The sequence below is a fragment of the Candidatus Binatia bacterium genome, from assembly GCA_036504975.1.
GTDB lineage: Bacteria > Desulfobacterota > Binatia > UBA9968 > UBA9968 > JAJPJQ01.
On the sequence record DASXUF010000188.1, the window covers coordinates 1 to 16,454 of the forward strand.

At 59.3% G+C, this 16,454-nt stretch carries 18 protein-coding genes; 11 read left to right on the forward strand and 7 right to left on the reverse strand.

Going from position 1 to position 16,454, the window contains the following annotated elements; translation table 11 throughout:
* From VGL70_22755 to VGL70_22785, 7 genes are all read right to left on the reverse strand, one after another.
* A partial coding sequence (locus tag VGL70_22755) for an iron-containing redox enzyme family protein (protein HEY3306350.1) occupies window positions 1–372 on the reverse strand: 372 nt, incomplete at its 3' end.
* A 119-nt stretch (window positions 373–491) separates the two neighbouring features.
* Window positions 492–1,262 carry an iron-containing redox enzyme family protein gene (locus tag VGL70_22760; protein HEY3306351.1) on the reverse strand — a complete coding sequence of 257 codons (771 nt, stop codon included), beginning with the start codon at window positions 1,260–1,262 and terminating at the stop codon, window positions 492–494.
* Between the two features lie 144 nt (window positions 1,263–1,406).
* Window positions 1,407–2,120, reverse strand: coding sequence for a hypothetical protein (locus VGL70_22765; protein HEY3306352.1), 714 nt, complete (start codon window positions 2,118–2,120; stop codon window positions 1,407–1,409).
* Window positions 2,117–3,076, reverse strand: a complete 960-nt coding sequence (locus VGL70_22770) for an NAD(P)-dependent oxidoreductase (GenBank protein HEY3306353.1) — start codon at window positions 3,074–3,076, stop codon at window positions 2,117–2,119. Before VGL70_22770 ends, VGL70_22765 begins: the two co-directional genes overlap by 4 nt.
* A gap of 3 nt (window positions 3,077–3,079) precedes the next feature.
* Window positions 3,080–4,186, reverse strand: coding sequence for an extracellular solute-binding protein (locus VGL70_22775; protein HEY3306354.1), 1,107 nt, complete (start codon window positions 4,184–4,186; stop codon window positions 3,080–3,082).
* Window positions 4,187–4,459: 273 nt separating this feature from the next.
* The gene (locus VGL70_22780) at window positions 4,460–5,506 is read right to left on the reverse strand and encodes a cupin domain-containing protein (GenBank protein HEY3306355.1); all 1,047 of its coding nucleotides are present in this window, start codon (window positions 5,504–5,506) and stop codon (window positions 4,460–4,462) included.
* A gap of 9 nt (window positions 5,507–5,515) precedes the next feature.
* The gene (locus tag VGL70_22785) at window positions 5,516–6,289 is read right to left on the reverse strand and encodes an iron-containing redox enzyme family protein (GenBank protein HEY3306356.1); all 774 of its coding nucleotides are present in this window, start codon (window positions 6,287–6,289) and stop codon (window positions 5,516–5,518) included.
* Between the two features lie 403 nt (window positions 6,290–6,692).
* Here VGL70_22785 and VGL70_22790 point away from each other — a divergent pair, with 403 nt between their 5' ends.
* The 11 genes from VGL70_22790 to VGL70_22840 all read left to right on the forward strand — a co-directional run.
* A complete protein-coding gene (locus tag VGL70_22790; GenBank protein HEY3306357.1) occupies window positions 6,693–7,781 on the forward strand; it encodes an extracellular solute-binding protein in 1,089 nt (362 codons plus the stop codon).
* 64 nt (window positions 7,782–7,845) lie between these two features.
* On the forward strand, window positions 7,846–9,150 hold the full coding sequence (locus tag VGL70_22795) for a Rieske 2Fe-2S domain-containing protein (protein HEY3306358.1): 1,305 nt from the start codon (window positions 7,846–7,848) through the stop codon (window positions 9,148–9,150).
* A 22-nt stretch (window positions 9,151–9,172) separates the two neighbouring features.
* A complete protein-coding gene (locus tag VGL70_22800) occupies window positions 9,173–10,285 on the forward strand; it encodes an extracellular solute-binding protein (protein ID HEY3306359.1) in 1,113 nt (370 codons plus the stop codon).
* On the forward strand, window positions 10,282–11,595 hold the full coding sequence (locus tag VGL70_22805; GenBank protein ID HEY3306360.1) for a Rieske 2Fe-2S domain-containing protein: 1,314 nt from the start codon (window positions 10,282–10,284) through the stop codon (window positions 11,593–11,595). Before VGL70_22800 ends, VGL70_22805 begins: the two co-directional genes overlap by 4 nt.
* 227 nt (window positions 11,596–11,822) lie before the next feature.
* Window positions 11,823–12,347: an aromatic-ring-hydroxylating dioxygenase subunit beta gene (locus VGL70_22810; protein HEY3306361.1), complete on the forward strand. Its 525-nt coding sequence runs from the start codon at window positions 11,823–11,825 to the stop codon at window positions 12,345–12,347.
* A gap of 43 nt (window positions 12,348–12,390) precedes the next feature.
* A complete protein-coding gene (locus tag VGL70_22815) occupies window positions 12,391–13,866 on the forward strand; it encodes a UbiD family decarboxylase (GenBank protein ID HEY3306362.1) in 1,476 nt (491 codons plus the stop codon).
* Between the two features lie 72 nt (window positions 13,867–13,938).
* On the forward strand, window positions 13,939–14,622 hold the full coding sequence (locus tag VGL70_22820) for an ABC transporter substrate-binding protein (GenBank protein HEY3306363.1): 684 nt from the start codon (window positions 13,939–13,941) through the stop codon (window positions 14,620–14,622).
* Window positions 14,623–14,629: 7 nt separating this feature from the next.
* Window positions 14,630–14,740 carry a hypothetical protein gene (locus VGL70_22825; protein HEY3306364.1) on the forward strand — a complete coding sequence of 37 codons (111 nt, stop codon included), beginning with the start codon at window positions 14,630–14,632 and terminating at the stop codon, window positions 14,738–14,740.
* 140 nt (window positions 14,741–14,880) lie between these two features.
* Complete coding sequence (locus tag VGL70_22830; GenBank protein ID HEY3306365.1) at window positions 14,881–15,888, forward strand: ABC transporter substrate-binding protein; 1,008 nt, start codon at window positions 14,881–14,883, stop codon at window positions 15,886–15,888.
* Window positions 15,889–15,960: 72 nt separating this feature from the next.
* Window positions 15,961–16,206: a type II toxin-antitoxin system Phd/YefM family antitoxin gene (locus tag VGL70_22835; protein ID HEY3306366.1), complete on the forward strand. Its 246-nt coding sequence runs from the start codon at window positions 15,961–15,963 to the stop codon at window positions 16,204–16,206.
* Between the two features lie 8 nt (window positions 16,207–16,214).
* A partial coding sequence (locus VGL70_22840; GenBank protein HEY3306367.1) for a type II toxin-antitoxin system VapC family toxin occupies window positions 16,215–16,454 on the forward strand: 240 nt, incomplete at its 3' end.

A 16,454-nucleotide genomic window follows, 5' to 3' on the forward strand; every position in this document is an offset into this window, starting at 1 on the left:
CGCCGGACTCGGAGTCGAGTTCTCGATCTCCGCGCGACTGAGACCCGTCCCTTCGCCGAGACGCAGCATGAACTCGTAGTGCGGCGCGCCGGCGATCGGGTCTTCGACGACTTCTTCGTAGAGGTTCTTCACCAGAAAGCGCCGGATCTCGTAGTGCGGCGTCCTCGACGTCAAAGCCGCGATCCAGCGCGGGAACGCGTGGACGAAATGAATGAACTCTCTCACGTGCGCTCTTAAATGCTCGATCCGCACCTCGTCGCTCGCCGAGAACCGGAACCACCGTCCGGTATTTTTCAAAAGCTCGCCGACGCACTCTTCGAGCGCCTTGTGGTAATCCGCTTCAGTTTGCGCCATGCGAAAAATAGTTTTCATGCTTCGACTGGCTCAGCATGAACGGAAATAGATCAACTGTTTCAAGGTATCCACCGTTCGTCCTGAGCGTGTCGAAGGGCGAACGGCAAGTTTTTCAACAGTTTCGTTGAACCTTTTCACTATCCGCCGTTTTTATCTTGCCGATATCTTTCATACAGCACGTCCTGCCACGAGAAAGTCTGGCTGCCGGGGCGCGTCCCTGCCACCGCCCGCTCGACTTGGAGCCGCATGCCCGGATAGTCGGCTTCCTCTACAAGCCCGAGACCGTAAAGCTTCTGGAGCAGCATCTCGCCTTCGGGGCCGTGCTCGCCCAGATCGGCCGCGATATGCAGGTCGAAATATTCGAGAACGTCTTCAGGAAATCTGTAGCGCTCGCGTAAGGTGTCGCGCCAGCGCTTCACAAAATAGCCCACGAATCCCTCCAACATCCAGCGCACCGCGGTTTGCGCCGGGCGCTGCGTCCGGTAGGCCAGGGCCGTGTTGAATTGGATCTCGATCTCGGGGATCGGCCTGGCGAAGAGGAGATCCTCTCTTTTCAATCCCAAATACTCGGCGTACTTGATGTAGGTTCGTCCGTGGCCGCCGGGCGCGGGATCGCAGAGCTCGCTCCCGATCTTGGCCGCCACGATGCTGTAAAGATCCGGGTGGCGGCGCCAGAGATCGACGTGGTTCAAAAGCGCCCAGGTGACGTTCGCGTTCGTCAACTGGATGAAGATGTAATACTGGCAGGCAAATTCGCGCAGAAATTCGACGGGCACCTTGCCCTGGAAAAAGTCATCGTAGAAGCGCCCCATCCGCTCGCCGGTCTTGAACGGGTGATTGCTGGTCTGCTTTTCGAACCACGACTTGAATGATTCGAAAGTACGAAAGCCCGTCGCCGCTTCAGTCATGGAGCTTCATCCTTCCGCCTTCCGACGCTGCTGGAAAACTCCCTCGGAGTCCTTCGACGAAGCTCAGGACGGAGGTTTTGATACGCAGAAGATTTTCCGTTCATGCTGAGCCTGTCGAAGCATTCCGAACCCTTTTTTAGCCTGCTACAACTCCCGATAAAGTCTCAGCAGATATTCCGCGTGGCGGGTCGCCGCGTGGCGGATGCCGAAGTTGGGCCGCTCTTCAACGAGTCCCTTGTCAAAAAGCGAGCGCAAAAGGAATCGTCCGGGGCTGCCATACTTCATGAGCAAGCAGTCGGGCCAGTACTTGAAGTAATCGAGGTCCTTTCCCGCGACATTAAAAGGCGCCGCCGCAAGGGCTTTCTGAAACGACCTACAGACCTCGATGAAATACTCCTCGCCGATCAGTTGTGAGGCGAACTCCGCGAGCGTCCCTTCGAGATAAAGCGATTTGAGAAAGCTCGTGAGATGGACCGTCTGGGGAAGAACGCGCGCGCCGAGGAGATCCTGATGACTCTTTCCCAGCGCGTTGCCGAATTTGCGCAAGCCGGCGACATGGCCTCCCGGGTAAGGGTGATTGAGCGGCTTGCCGCCCCGCTCCGTGACGATTTCCTCCAGCTCGGGATAGCGGCCGATAATGTAGTGATGCCGCGGCCAGAGCACCGGCCGGTGAATGTCGCATTCCAAGCCGAGGTTGTACCAATTCTCGAGCCACTTGACGAGCCGTTCTTGCCCCAGCTTCCCCGCCCTAAGCTCGGCGAAGAAAGGCAAGCGGAGCCACTCCTCATAGAGCGGCCGCGCCTCTTTCTCCCACCACTCTTCGTACTCTTGAAGCGATCCGACCTCTGAAAGAATCATCTCAATTCTTCTCCCTCCGTCGCCCACTCCACAAGCTCCCTTATCCCCCGTTCTAAATCATACTGCGGGGCAAAGCCAAGCTCTTCCCTGGCCCGCGAAATATCGAGCGGCCCGCGAAAAGGCCGAAGCGGGTTCTCTTCCACTCCGCCGATCAGGCGGAAGCGCGCGCCGCCTAAAAGTTTCCCGATCGCCGCCGCGATGTCGCGATACGAAATCAAGACGCCGGAACCGATGTTGAACAGACGGCGCTGCGGATTCTCTGCCGCGTAAGCGAGGTAGACTCCCTGCGCCACGTCCTTCACGTAAGTGAGGTCCCAAAGCGTATCGCAGTTTCGCACCTCCACCTCCTCTCCTTTTAGCAGCTTGAGCAGCCACGGGCCGAAGAAGAGCGACTTCCGCCGGAGATGGTCTTCTTTGTTCGAGCTCGCGGCGGGGCCGTAGAAGGCCAGCGGCCGAAGATTGACCGCATCGAGCCTGTACACCTCGCGGTACATGTCGACCAGGATCTCGCCGATGTAGTGGCTCGGATGATAGAGCGTTCCGCGCCACGTGATGGGATCGTCTTCGGCGGCTGGCCGCCGCTCCTCGCGCCGGCCGTAAACTCCCCCCGTGCTCACGTAAACCAGCCGCTGGATTTTTTGCAGCCGGCACGCCTCGGCGACGTTGATCGTCCCTTGAACGTTCAGATTGAGGGCGGGGAGCGGATGCTCTCGCGCCGCGGCCTCGTTGCCCGTCGCCGCCAGGTGAATCACGCCGCGAATCCGGAAGCGGTTCATGCAATCGTTCAACGCCTGAAGGCTCAAGACGTCGCCGTGAAAAAATTCCACTCCCGGCCGGGCCGCTCCCGATCTTAAGTCGAACGAAACAACGGTGAAGCCTCTTTCGGCGAACAGTTGGCAGACGTGCGCGCCGAGAAATCCGGCCCCGCCGATAACCATGACCGGCGATAGGACCATGCGCTAACCTTTTTTCTTCCAGGCCTCCTGGACGATCTTCAGAACGGGGCTCATATCGCGCCATTCCGGGTTGTCCATGACTTCGTACTTCGCGCCTTCGACGCGCCGGACATGGGACGGCACTTCATCCTTGGGGATATCGATCCGGAGGGAATCGCCGCCGACGATGCGCTGATAGGCGAGCTGCCCTTCGCGCGAAAGGAGCCAGTTCAATACGACGGCCGCGGCGTTCGGATGAGGCGCCTTGTTCAGAAAGGCGACATTGCCGGAAGACGAGCTTATCGGCGCGCCCTCTTTGAATCGCTTCGAATCAAACCAATTGACGGGCAATCCCTGCTGCTTGGCCTCCGGTATGTCCGCTCGATCCGCCGGAGTCAATGCCGCAATGGCGAATTTTCCCGCGGCGAGCCAATCGATGAGTTGGCGCAGGTCGCGCGTGGCGGTCGCTTCCATCTCGGCGAGGAACCGGCGCAAAAACTCGGGCCCGAGCTCCGGCGTCCAATAGAGGAATCTTAGGGCGCCGGTGACGCCGCCCCCCATGGTGGGATCCGAGATGACGATTTTTCCTCTCCACTTGGGCTGAAGAAAATCCCAATACGATCTGAATTCCTCCGGCTTGACGAGCTTCGTATTGTAGTGAAAGTAAGCCTGCGCCAGCCCGTTAAAGGCGAGAATGGTGCCGCCTTCTCTGTCGATGTACTGATGCTTTCCCCTCCACCATTTGGACTCATCGGCGACTTCCGGAAGAAGGAGAAGGGGTTTCAGAGGCTCGAGGGCCTTCGCCTTGAGTAGTATGTCATAGGCGGTTCCCGCGCCGCAGACGTAAAGATCCGCGAGATATTTTTCGGCCCTGCGCTCGGCCATGATCCGCTGGCCGCCGCAGCGCTCCGGCGTTACGGAGGTCACTCGAATTTCAGGGAAGTGCTTGCGAAATTCCTGCAAGAGGGGCTCGAACGAGGCATCCGTGTACACGGTGACCTCGCCCTCTTTTTTTGCCGCCTGAACGGTCTTCGCCCATTCGGGTCGAACTTCAGCGGCATCCGCGGTCGTATGCAGGAGAAAAAGCAAGCCGGCTGCAAAGACACCCAAGGAAAATTTTTTCAACCGCATTCCCTCAAAAGCGCGGCCTTCGGGCGCAAGACTCCGGGTCGCGGCCGATAGGTCTGTACCATGAGTCGAGCATTTCTTGTCGGACGTCCGCGACCCTCCGCCTTGCGCCTTCGGCCTCGCAAGAGAAAGCCACCGCCCGGTCGGAGAGACCGCGCATCCGACACCGGCGGCGGGATTAAGTAGTGCCCTATTGCGCGGGCTCGGAGAGCGGGTGGCGGCTTTCGTAGACAAGGGCGATCCAGTGATAATGAACATTCCCGATCTCGGTCTCGTCTACAGTCCCCTGGCCTCGCCCCGTGCGCGGTAGAGCACGGGCGACACGGCGGGAATCCCGCGTCCGTGGGTGACCGCGTAGAAGCGCAGCGGTTTATCGTAAGGATTCTTAGTCGACTGCCAGGTGTTGGCCGGAACAAAGGCCACGTCGCCTTTCTCCACGTCGTATTCCTTCTCTCCCACCGTCTCTTTCCCTTTTCCTTCGAGATAGAGTTTCACGGTCTCGCCCTGCGTCACGTAGACGCCTTCCGTCTTTCCCGGCGGGACCTCGACGAAATAGGCGATGAAGTTGTAAGCCTTGAACCCAAGCTCGGGAAAAACCGCCTTGGCGAAACGATACGGCTTACCGGGCGTGTCGAGCCCGAGATCTTCGACGAGATCGCCCCACTGAAGCTCGCCCTTTCTCATCAGGTGCCGCTCTTCGCCGCGCCGGCGCTCCAGCTCCACCTCGATGCCGCCCAAATCGTGCAGGAGATAATGCTTCACCATGGACAGCTCCCAGCTTCCGAGCCTGGCGTAGTCCGCGTCCGCAAGACGCTCTTTTTCCACTCGCTTGAGCCGCTGATCCTCGAGGTCGCCGCGCGTGCGAAAGATCGGGTGGCGCATGAGCGGCGTGCCGGCGTTGCTGTGGGCGACCGCAAAGAAGATCACCGTGTCGGCGGACGGATTTTGCGTCCCGTGCCAGGTATGAGCGGGAACCAGCATCACGTCGCCTTCTTCGACCTCGTACTCTTTATCGCCGATGATCTCCCTTCCTTTTCCCTTGAGGTAGAATTTAACCGCTTCGCCGTGCATGTGATACGCGCCTTCGGAGGTGCCCGGCGGAAGCTCATGGAAAAAGCTGTGGAAGTTGTGCGCGTTGAAGCCGCGCTCGGCCGACGCCAGGCCGGCGTGCTGGTTGCGCCATACGAGTTGATCGGGCTTGATCACGTGAAGGTCCTGCTCCCGCCTCCGTTCGACTTCTTCCTCAACGCGAGCCAGACGCTGGAGCACCTCGTTGTATTTTTTTCCGAGCGCCCAGTGATCCATCCGATCGTAATCATCCATGACGCCTCCTCAATCGGGCCGATCTTTCTGCTCGGCAAGGTATCTGTCATAGAGCGCGTTCTGCCACGAAAAGGTCTGGCTTCCCGGATGATTGCCCTCGACGGCCCGCTCGACCTGGAGACTCATCCCCGGATGATCTTCTTCCTGCACCATCCCAAGCTGATAGAGCTTTTGCAGCAGCATCTCGCCTTCGGGGCCGTGCTCGCCGAGATCGGCTTCCACGTGAATGTCGAAATATTCCAAGGCCTCGTTCGGCACGCCGTATTTTTCATGGAGCGTTTCGCGCCAGAACCCCATATTGTAACCGACGAACCCTTCGAGCATCCAGCGCACCGCGGTCTGCGCCGGGCTCTGGGAACGGTAGAGAAGCGCGGTGTTAAAGCGCGCCTCCAGCTCCGGGATCGGCTTGCTGTTCAGCAACTCCTCGTCTCTCAAGCCCAGGTAGCGGGCGTACTTCAGGTAGGTTCGTCCGTGGCCTCCCGGAGCGGGGTCGCACAGCTCGCTGCCCATCTTCGCCGCGACGATGTTGTAGAGCTCGGGGTGCTGGCGCCAGAGATCGACGTAATTGAGGAGCGTCCAGGTGACGTTGGCGTTGGTCATCTGAATGAAGATGTAAAACTGCCGGGCGTACTCTTTGAGAAATTCCCGCTGAACGCGGCCCGCCGCAAAATCCTCGTAGAACCGGCCCTGATAGCGTCGAACCTTGAACGGATGATTCCGGGTTTTCTCGGCAAACCAATTTTTAAAAGACTCGAAGGTCGGAAACGAAAGATCGCTCGCCATGGTTAACCCTTCCTGAATCTTGGCTTTTAAGTGGCGAAATATCTCTCGCCGCGTCGATTGTCAACTTCTTCACGTTCGGTAGAGAGCGTCGCATGGATAGAATTGATATATCGATTCTGCTGAAAAACCCTAAGAATGCTTCGACTAGGCTCAGCATGAACGGAAAATCTCCAATGATCTCAACCGCTCCACCGTTCGTTCTGACCCCCTCGACAGGCTCGGGACTAAAGGCTGTTGCCCTGAGGCCCCTCGAAGGGTCGAAGGATGAACGGAAGGTTTTTCAGCAGAATCATATTTCGGATCCACCCGATGAAGAACGAACCCCGAAATCGGCGCCATCGCCACCCGCAATTTGATATGCTACTCGCATCTTGATAGCGTACGCGCGTCGAAGGAGAAAAATATGGTTGCACGGTTGAGCCTGCTGGCGCTGTCTTTGTCGTGCTTGCTTGTCCCCAACTCGTTTGCCGCAGGAAGCTGGCAGGAAGAATGGGAAAAATTGACGGCCGGCGCAAGAAAGGAGGGGCGGCTGAATCTCGCGGGCCCAAGGGGTGATTCGCGCCGGCAAGCGCTGACCGAAACGTTCGAGAAGAAATACGGCGTGCAGGTCGAGTATTTGGGCGTCGGCGGTCCTGAGCTTCCGCCGCGGGTCCAGAGGGAGCGACAGGGCGGCGTTTATGGCTGGGACGTTTTCATCGCGGGCACCTCCACGTTGATCAGGGGGCTCCGGCCCATCGGCGCCCTCGATCCGATCGAGCCCAACCTGCTCCTCCCCGACGTCAAGGACCCGAAGACCTGGCGCGGCGGCGAGCTGCCGTTCTTCGATAAAGAACGGATCGGCCTCACGGTCCTGCGCCGCGCCGGACAGTACCTTTACGTCAACAGCAACCTCGTCAAGATCGAGGAATTCAAAAGCTGGAAGGAGCTTCTCAATCCCCGTTGGAAGGGCAAGATCCTGATCGGTCGCGACCCGCGCCTCTCCGGCTACGGCCAATCCACATTCGGCTTTTTTTACATCCACAAAGAGCTCGGCCCTGAATTTATCAAGAAGCTCGTCCAGCAAGATTTGAAAATCCTCCAGGACGACCGGACGGCCGCCCAGTGGATCGTCCAGGGACAGTACCCGATCTGCATTTGCAGCGATCTTCAGATGGATCGATACATCAAAGAGGACCTCCCGGTGAAAGCGGTGCTCGGCGGACACCTCAAGGAGGGCACTCACGTTACCTCGGCCTTCGCGAACGTCGCGAAAGTGAACCGCGCCCCTCACCCCAACGCCGCAAAACTCTACATCAATTGGGTTCTGTCGAGAGAGGGCGGCCTCCTCTTCTCAAAATCCACAGGCGATCCCAGCCTGCGTGTTGACGTGCCCAACGATCATGTGGAGCCCTGGGCTATCCCCCAGCCCGGCTGGCCGATCACCAACTCAGAGGAAGCGATCAAGATCGAGGACCCGCTGGTGGCTCTGTTGAAGCAACTCTTGGGCGAGTGATTCGAAAACCCTCACCCCTTCCCTCTCCCTCTGGGAGAGGGCGAGGGTGAGGGATCTTCCTGATATGAAAGACCCCACGCAAAAGGAAACCTCGCCCTGGGTTGACCCCGACGCTGGGGTGGTGAGCGCCAAAATCTTCGTCGACGAGGAGATCTACCGCCTCGAGCAGGAACGCATCTACAGCCGCTCGTGGCTTTTTCTGGCCCACGATTCGGAGATTCCCGAGCCGGGGGACTTCGTCACCCGCTGGATGGGCGAGGACCCGGTGATCGTGTGGCGGGGACAGGACCGAAAGGCGCGGGTTTTTCTCAACGTCTGCCGCCATCGGGGCCGCCGGGTGTGCGCGGAGGACGCGGGCAAGGCGGCGCAGCTGCGCTGTCCGTATCACGGCTGGACCTACAGCAACATGGGGAAGCTCGCCGCGGTGCCGTTTTTTGAAGGATATCAGGGGAGGCTGGAGAAAGAGAGTCTGGGGCTCTGCGAAGCGAAGGTGGAGAGTTACCGGGGGCTGATCTTCGGGAGTTGGGATGAGAGGGCGGAGGGGCTTCAGGAGTATCTAGGTGAGATGCGCTGGGTATTGGATTTGATGTTCGGGCGGAGCGAAGGGGCTGAGGTCGTGGGCGCGCCGATGCGGTGGACGACGGATGCGAACTGGAAGCTCGCCGCCGCCAACTTCGCCGGCGACGGCGCCCATATCGGAACGACCCACGGCTTTCTTAAAGAACTGAACCTTGGCACCATGCGCGGGCCGCAGATCCAAAGCTCCACGATGCCGATGCGCAACGGTCACTCCGGCGTCGTCACCTACTGGGCGGGAGAGACCGCGAGCGACCACTACCTCGGCCTGCCGAAAGAGATCTGGCCGGAAATCGACCGGCATCTAAGCCGCGAGCAGCTCGAAATCATGCGGCCTCTGGTCGGGATCATCGGCAACGTCTTTCCCAACTTGAGCTTCCTCACGACGTCGAAGCACCTGCCCGAGGAATGGGGCGGCGCGCCAAGCGATATCGTTTCCTTTCTCACCTTGCGCCAGTGGCAGCCGAAGGGCCCGCGGCGAATGGAAGTCTGGTCGTGGTGCTTCGTCGACAAAAATTCTCCCGCCTGGTGGAAAGAAGCTTCGAAGAAATGTTATCTTAGAAGTTTCGGCATGGCCGGAATGTTCGAGCAAGACGACATGGAGAATTGGGGCGAGATCACCCAGGCGCTCAGCGGTCCGGTGGCGCGCCGGCTATCGCTCCAGTATAAGATGGGTCTGGAACCGCTGCCGGCCAGCAACTGGCGGGGACCGGCGGCGTTTGTGAAGCCCGCGCCTCTGGAGCTAAACGAGCGGGAGTTTTACAGCCACTGGCAGAAGCTCGTGAGGGAATAACGGCAAACCTGAGGAGTCTTTTATGGGACGTTATCTTTTTTACGTCGTTTATCTTGTAGTGGCGCTGGCGACGCTGTTGTCTTCTTCTCACGCCTCCGCCCAAACCGCGCCCAAGGGCGGCGCTCCGCAGGAATGGGAGCGCGTGGTCGCGGCGGCAAAAAAAGAAGGCGAGGTGCACCTCATCGGTCCCGCCGGGGCAAAGCTCCGCGAGGCGCTCGCGGACGGCTTCACAAAAAAATACGGGGTGCGCGTCGAATACCTGTCCGCCGGAGGATTCCAAATCCCGCAGCGGGTCGAGCGTGAGCGCCAGGGGGGGATCTTTTCCTGGGATCTCTTCATCGCTGGCACAACGACGCTCGTCAAAGGGCTGCGGCCCATCGGCGCGCTCGACCCGATCGAGCCGGCGCTCATTCTGAACGAGGTGAAAGATCGCAAGGTCTGGCGCGGCGGCGAGCCGCCTTTCTTCGATAAGGACCACGTCGGTCTCTCGGTGCTTCTCGGCGCCGGCCAGTACCTCTTCATCAATACCCAGCTCGCCCGCGCCGATGAATTCAAGAGCTGGCGCGAGCTCCTCAACCCGAAGTGGAAAAATAAGATCGTCATGGGCAGAGATCCGCGCACGTCGGGGTACGGCAACTCCACATTCAAATTTTTCTTCACCGACAAGAGCCTCGGGACCGGATTCATCCGCGAGCTGGTCAAGCAGGAGCTGACCTTGTTGCGCGACGACCGGGTGGCCGCGCAGTGGCTCGCGCAGGGGAAATTCTCCATCTGCATCTGCAGCGACATCGACACGGTCAGGCTGATCGATCAAGGACTGCCGATCGCCGTCATCGACGGCCGCCAGCTAAAAGAAGGCACGCACGTCACCTCCGCTTATGGCAACGTTGCCCCGGCCAACCGGGCGCCGCACCCGAACGCGGCCAAAGTCTACATCAACTGGCTTCTCTCCAAGGAGGGCGCCACGCTTTTCTCGCAAGCGTCGGGGATGCCGAGCGTCCGCCTCGACGTTCCGACCGATCACGTAAGGCCGGCGACGATTCCCGAGCCGGGCTGGCAGATCTCCAGCACCGAAGAAGGTTTGGCGCAAGAGGAACCGCTCGCCGCTTTCTTGAAACAGGTGATGGGCGAATGAAAAATCCCACGCAAAAAGAAACCTCGCCCTGGGTTGACACCGACGCCGGGTTGGTGAGCGCGAAAATCTTCGTCGACGAGGAGATCTACCGCCTCGAGCAAGAGCGGATCTATAGCCGCTCCTGGCTCTTTCTGGCGCACGATTCGGAGATTCCCGAGCCGGGCGACTTCGTCACCCGCTGGATGGGCGAGGACCCGGTGATCGTGTGGCGGGGACAGGACCGAAAGGCGCGGGTTTTTCTCAACGTCTGCCGCCACCGCGGCCGCCGGGTGTGCGCGGAGGACGTGGGCAAGGCGGCGCAGATGCGCTGCCCCTATCACGGCTGGACCTACAGCAACATGGGGAAGCTCGCCGCGGTGCCGTTTTTTGAGGGATATCAGGGGAGGCTGGAGAAAGAGAGTCTGGGGCTATGCGAGGCGAAGGTGGAGAGTTACCGGGGGCTGATATTCGGGAGCTGGGATGAGAAGGCGGAGGGGCTTGAGGAATATTTAGGCGAGATGAGATGGGTGTTGGATTTGATGTTCGGGCGGAGCGATGGGGCTGAGGTTGTGGGCGGGCCGATGCGGTGGACGACGGACGCCAACTGGAAACTCGCCGCCGCCAACTTCGCCGGCGACGGCACTCATATATTTACGACGCACGGTTTCCGCACAGCTTTAGGAATCGAAACCATCGGCGGAAAAAGAGACAGCTACACCTTCCCGACGCCCGGCGGCCACGCGGCTGCGATCACATCGTGGCCCTACGAAACCAAATACCAATCTTATCTCGGGTTGCCCCAATCGCTTTGGCCCGAGCTTGAGCGTCAATTGAGCCCCGAACAGTTCAAGTTGATGGAAAGCCTCCAGGTGATCGTGGGAAATTTCTTTCCCAACCTGAGTTTTCTCAACACGTCGTCCCATTTGCCGGAAGAATTGGCCGGTTCCGACGAAGCAACGGCCTCTTTTCTCACGCTGCGCCAGTGGCAGCCAAAGGGGCCGCAGAAGATGGAAGTCTGGTCGTGGTGCTTCGTCGACAAAAATGCTCCCGCGTGGTGGAAAGAAGCGTCGAGGCAGTGCTATCTGAGAAGCTTCGGCATGGCGGGGATGTTCGAGCAAGACGACATGGAGAATTGGGGCGAGATCACCCAAGCGCTCCGCGGCTCGATGGCGCGCCGTCTGGACCTCCAGTACAAGATGGGTCTGGAGGCGACGCCGGCTCCGGCATGGCCCGGACCCGGCACCGCTTATCTCCAGCGCCCGACTTTTCTCGAGGTGAACGAGCGCCATTTCTACCGGCGCTGGCAGGAGCTGATACAAAGCGAGGCGTGAGGCAGAAAGCCGCTCATTTGGTGTATCAAAACTTCGTGGAATAATTGCTGCATCGTTCGGGCGAAAAATCTCCCCTTCCCCTCTTTTTCAAAGAGGGGTTAGGGAGTAACGGAGAAAAATTCCCCCTTTGAAAAGGGGGATCAAGAGGGAATTAGGTGTGAGTCAGCCGTTATCGTATACTGCAATTCTTAAGCGAACTTTAATTCCAGGACACTAGCGGGAGAGAGATGAACGCGCGCAAAAAAAATCTCGCCTCTACGGATCCGCTCTACGCCGAAGCTCTCGATTTTCTTTACGACGAAGCCGAGCTGCTCGATGCGGGGCGCTTCACCGAATGGCTCGAGCTCATGACGGAGGATCTGACCTATCGCATGCCCGCGCGCCAAAACCGCTCGCGCAAGGCCAAGGCGGATACGACCGAGACCGAGATTTTCTCCGACAATATCGCCTCGCTCCGGTTGCGCGTCAACCGCCTCGGCACCGACTTCGCTTGGGCGGAAAGCCCGCCCTCGCGCACGCGCCATCACGTGACCAACGTCCGGGTGCGCGCGACGCCGAACCCCGACGAGCTTGAAGTCTCGAGCTACGTTATGGTCTTTCGCGATCGCCCCACCCCGTCGGCCCCCTCGTCCTATTCAGGCGAGCGGCAGGATCTTTTGCGCAAAGTGGACGGACGTTGGCGCCTGGCGCGAAGGACCATCTTGCTGGATCAGGCAGTATTGACTACGAGGAACCTCAGCATCTTTTTCTGACGACACGTCTCGAACGCTTCGAAAAACTTTTACGGAGGGATCCGTGCCCTACAAAGATTTTCGCGATTATCTCGCCAGGCTGGAAGAGATCGGCGATCTGAAACACGTCACCGCTCCCGTCGATTGGGATGAAGAGCTGGGCGTCGTCGCCTTCGAGGGACTCGTGCGCCGCAGTCCCGCGCTCATCTTCGAGAAGATCAAAGACCATGAGACCACGCGGGGAAAGAGATTGGCCGTAAACTTCATCGAGAGCGCCGCCCGGGGGAAAGTCGCCCTCGGCCTGTCGCCCAACGCGCCTCAAGACGAGGTGATTCAAACGGTCCGGCGGCGTTTGCGGCACCCCCTGAAACCGGTGATGGTCTCGGGAGGCGCCTGCAAAGAGGTGGTGCTGACCGGCGACGACGTCGATCTCTACCAGTTCCCGACGCCGAAGATCCATCCGCGCGACGGCGGCCGCTATGTCATGACCTGGTCGAACGTCATCACGCGCGATCCCGAGTCGGGCTGGATCAACGTCGGCACTTACCGCGGCATGATCCAGGATCGCAACACGATCGGCATGCTGATCGAAGTGCACCACCACGGAGCGGTCCACATGCGCCGCTGGCGCGACGCGGGACACCGGCGCATGCCGATGGCCGTGGCTATCGGCGTCGATCCGCTCTGCCTCATCTGCTCCGCGGTCAACTTCCCCTCGGGCGTCTACGAATACGAAATGGTCGGCGCGCTGCGCGAGGCGCCGCTGGAATTGACCCGGTGCGAGACGATCGACCTGGCCGTTCCGGCCGAGGCCGAGATCGTTCTCGAAGGAGAATTGACGGTCGATCCCGAAGATTTTCGCCCGGAAGGTCCGTTCGGCGAGGCCACGGGACACTACGTCACGTTGAAGGACGAGCGCCGGCCGGTGTTCCACGTCAAGTGCATCACGCACCGGCGCGATCCCATCCACACGACCCGCTACGTCGGCGCCATCTCGCCCGCGCTGACGACGGAATCGAACGCCGCGATCGGCCCGATTCGCGCGGCGGTGACGTGGAATCAGTTGGAGGACCGCGGCGTGGAAGGCATCAAGGGGCTCCGCTCCGTCGGCGGCGGCGGCAGCACGGTCACCGTGATCTCGATCAAGCAATCTTACTATGGACAGGCCAAACAAACAGCCGCCGCTCTCTGGGGCATTGGCGGCGGCGGAAAGATGACGGTCGTCGTGGACGACGACGTCGACATCAGCGACCTGAACAAGATCATGATCGCCATCGCCAACCGGGTGAGACCGGCGGAAGATGTGCAAATCATGCGCGGCTTCTCCGGCGGCGAGCTCGACCCTTCGAACCATCCGGACGTTCTCGCCAGGACCGGCGGCGTCGGCAACACCGACAAGATTTTGATCGACGCCACCTGGCCGATGGACTGGGACCCCAGGCCCGAGTGGGGCGGCCTCAGGCATCCTCCCTCCTGCCTCCCCGAAGAACCCGCGCGGGCTCAGGTGAAAAAGCGATGGAAGGAGCTGGGGATCGATTAAGAAATTTTAGATTTTCGATTGCCGATCCTTCGGCCTTGCTCGGGCCAGGTTTTAGATTACGGGAAAAATCTGATGCACAACACATTGCGGAAACGATTCTTGAATTCTTGCTCCGACAATCTAAAATCGAAAACCTGTGGTGAGCCATGTCGAACCATCGAAAATCTAAAATGGGGTGGCATCGTCGCCCTCGCTCTCGCATTCACAATGTGCGGGGCTGTGGCCACGGCGCAGCAGACAGGGAAAGTTTCCCGCATCGGTTTCCTCGATCCAAGCACTGCTTCCGGTAGCCCGGTTCTCTTGGAGGCGTTCCGGCAAGAGTTGCGTCAGCTTGGGTGGGTCGAGGGAAAAAATATCACCATTGAGTATCGGTTTGCCGAGCAAAAGTCTGAGCGCCTGCCTGAGCTTGCGGCGGACCTGGTTCGTCTAAAGGTTGATCTGATCGTGGTCGTAGCGACGCCATCGGCGTTAGCGGCCAAGAGCGCCACCACGACCATCCCCATCGTGATGACGAATGTTGCCGATCCTGTGGGTGCAGGTCTGATTGCCAGTCTGGCGCGGCCGGGAGGCAATGTCACCGGTTTCGCGAGTTTATCGCCCGAGCTAAACACAAAAAGGTTGGAGATACTCAAGGACGCAGTCTCCAAGCTCGCTCGAGTTGGACTTTTACGGTTGCCGGACACCACGATATCACAAGACCTCCAACTGAAGGAGCTCAGGCCTGCGGCTCTGGCACTGAAGCTAAAAACCGGCTGATTTGCCGGTGCAGCAGGCAACGAAGTTTGAATTCATCATTAACCTGAAGGCGGCAAAACAAATCGGTCTGACAATTCCGGTCGGCGTGCTGGAGCGGGCCAATAAAGTCATCAAGTGAACCCATTTGGGATTTTGAATTTGCGGTTCTAACTTTTTTGGATTCATCCCTCTCCCGCTGGGAGAGGGTTAGGGTGAGGGCTGTTTCACTAGAGCACTGAACCCTCACCTCTGTCCTCTCCCACGGGGAGAGGAAGTTGAATGGAGAAACTGGTGAAGAAAAAAATCCTTCTCTTTGCACTCGTGACCTTAATACTCGCTTGCATCCAGCGCGCCGACGCGCAGCAGCCGAAGAAGGTCCCGCGGATAGGGTATCTATCGCCGTTCGATCCAGCTACTGAGTCCACGCGTTCCGAGCCATTTCGGCTGGCTCTGCGCGAGCTTGGCTACATAGAAGGACAGAATATCGCCATCGAGTACCGATATGCGGAGGGGAAGCTCGATCGGTACCCGGAGCTTGCGGCGGAACTGGTGCGTCTCAAGGTTGATATTATCGTGCCAGCAGGAGGGGACAGGGTGACCCGGGCAGCCAAGAATGCGACCAAGACGATTCCCATCGTTCTGTTGGGCGCCGGGTCCGATCCTGTCGCGGCAGGCCTAGTTGCAAGCCTTGCCCGTCCCGGCGGCAACGTCACCGGCCTTACTCTCCTTTCCAGAGAGCTAGGCGGGAAGCGGCTGGAGCTGCTCAAAGAAGCCGTTCCCAAACTTGCCCGTGTCGCGGTTTTTTACGATCCGGCCAATCGGCCCAATGTACTCGAGGTGAAAGAGGTTCTCCCAGTCGCGGCGCGTGCGCTGGGGTTGACTGTTCGGTCTTGGGAGGTACGAGATACGGACGGTTTCGAGAAGGTATTCGCTGCGCTAAACAAGGAGCGCCCGGATGGACTCTATGTGCCCGGCGGTGGCCCGCTAATGAATGCTAACGGAAAGCGGATCGCGGGCTTTGCGTTAAAGAGCCGGCTACCGTCGGTGTATAACGACAGAGAAGCTGTAGATGCCGGTGGGCTCATGTACTACGGGGCGGACCTCGCGGACAGCTACCGGCGCGCAGCCACTTACGTGGACAAGATCCTGAAGGGATCCAAGCCCGCCGACCTGCCTGTGGAGCAGCCGACGAAGTTTGAGCTGGTGATTAATCTCAAGACGGCGAAGCAGATCGGCGTGACGATCCCGCAGTCCATGCTGTACCGGGCGGATAAGGTGATCAAGTAGGCGATAGGCACGAGGTGGTCGGCTCCACGGCAGATCGTTGACTTAGTTCACTACTTAGGCTACACAAGAACGATGATTCGGCTGAACATTCACGAAGCAAAAACTCATCTTTCGCGTTACCTTGGAAGGCTTGCTCGCGGAGAAACCATTCTTTTGTGCAAGCGAAATATTCCGATTGCGGAAATTCGTCCGCTGCCGCCTCAGCGGAAAGCCAAGCGCCCGATTGGCTTGGCGAAAGGAAAGTTTAAGGTCCCGCGCGATTTCTTTAAACCCCTTCCTGCTGAATTCATCAAAGCGTTTGATGGCGAGCAACCGTGAGGGTGTTGTTGGACACCGCCACGTTCCTGTGGGCGGTCAGTGACGCGCCCGAGTTTTCGGACGACGCGCGCGAAATATTCGCGGATCCAGACAACGAAATCTTCCTGAGTTCAGTCTCCGCGTGGGAGATCGCTGTAAAATATGCTTTGGGCAGGCTGCCTCTGCCGGAACCTCCGGGACGTTTCGTTCCGCTCCAGCGCAAGCAACATGGCATCGATCCGTTGCAGCTCGATGAAGAAGCCGCTCTG

What these genes read in the sequence shown, in the direction of transcription:
- VGL70_22760 (HEY3306351.1), bottom strand. Translation starts at nt 1,262, where the DNA reads ATGACTGAAGCGGCGACGGGCTTTCGTACTTTCGAATCATTCAAGTCG.
- VGL70_22765 (HEY3306352.1), bottom strand. Translation starts at nt 2,120, where the DNA reads ATGATTCTTTCAGAGGTCGGATCGCTTCAAGAGTACGAAGAGTGGTGG.
- VGL70_22770 (HEY3306353.1), bottom strand. Translation starts at nt 3,076, where the DNA reads ATGGTCCTATCGCCGGTCATGGTTATCGGCGGGGCCGGATTTCTCGGC.
- VGL70_22775 (HEY3306354.1), bottom strand. Translation starts at nt 4,186, where the DNA reads ATGCGGTTGAAAAAATTTTCCTTGGGTGTCTTTGCAGCCGGCTTGCTT.
- VGL70_22780 (HEY3306355.1), bottom strand. Translation starts at nt 5,506, where the DNA reads ATGGATGATTACGATCGGATGGATCACTGGGCGCTCGGAAAAAAATAC.
- VGL70_22785 (HEY3306356.1), bottom strand. Translation starts at nt 6,289, where the DNA reads ATGGCGAGCGATCTTTCGTTTCCGACCTTCGAGTCTTTTAAAAATTGG.
- VGL70_22790 (HEY3306357.1), top strand. Translation starts at nt 6,693, where the DNA reads ATGGTTGCACGGTTGAGCCTGCTGGCGCTGTCTTTGTCGTGCTTGCTT.
- VGL70_22795 (HEY3306358.1), top strand. Translation starts at nt 7,846, where the DNA reads ATGAAAGACCCCACGCAAAAGGAAACCTCGCCCTGGGTTGACCCCGAC.
- VGL70_22800 (HEY3306359.1), top strand. Translation starts at nt 9,173, where the DNA reads ATGGGACGTTATCTTTTTTACGTCGTTTATCTTGTAGTGGCGCTGGCG.
- VGL70_22805 (HEY3306360.1), top strand. Translation starts at nt 10,282, where the DNA reads ATGAAAAATCCCACGCAAAAAGAAACCTCGCCCTGGGTTGACACCGAC.
- VGL70_22810 (HEY3306361.1), top strand. Translation starts at nt 11,823, where the DNA reads ATGAACGCGCGCAAAAAAAATCTCGCCTCTACGGATCCGCTCTACGCC.
- VGL70_22820 (HEY3306363.1), top strand. Translation starts at nt 13,939, where the DNA reads ATGCACAACACATTGCGGAAACGATTCTTGAATTCTTGCTCCGACAAT.
- VGL70_22830 (HEY3306365.1), top strand. Translation starts at nt 14,881, where the DNA reads ATGGAGAAACTGGTGAAGAAAAAAATCCTTCTCTTTGCACTCGTGACC.
- VGL70_22835 (HEY3306366.1), top strand. Translation starts at nt 15,961, where the DNA reads ATGATTCGGCTGAACATTCACGAAGCAAAAACTCATCTTTCGCGTTAC.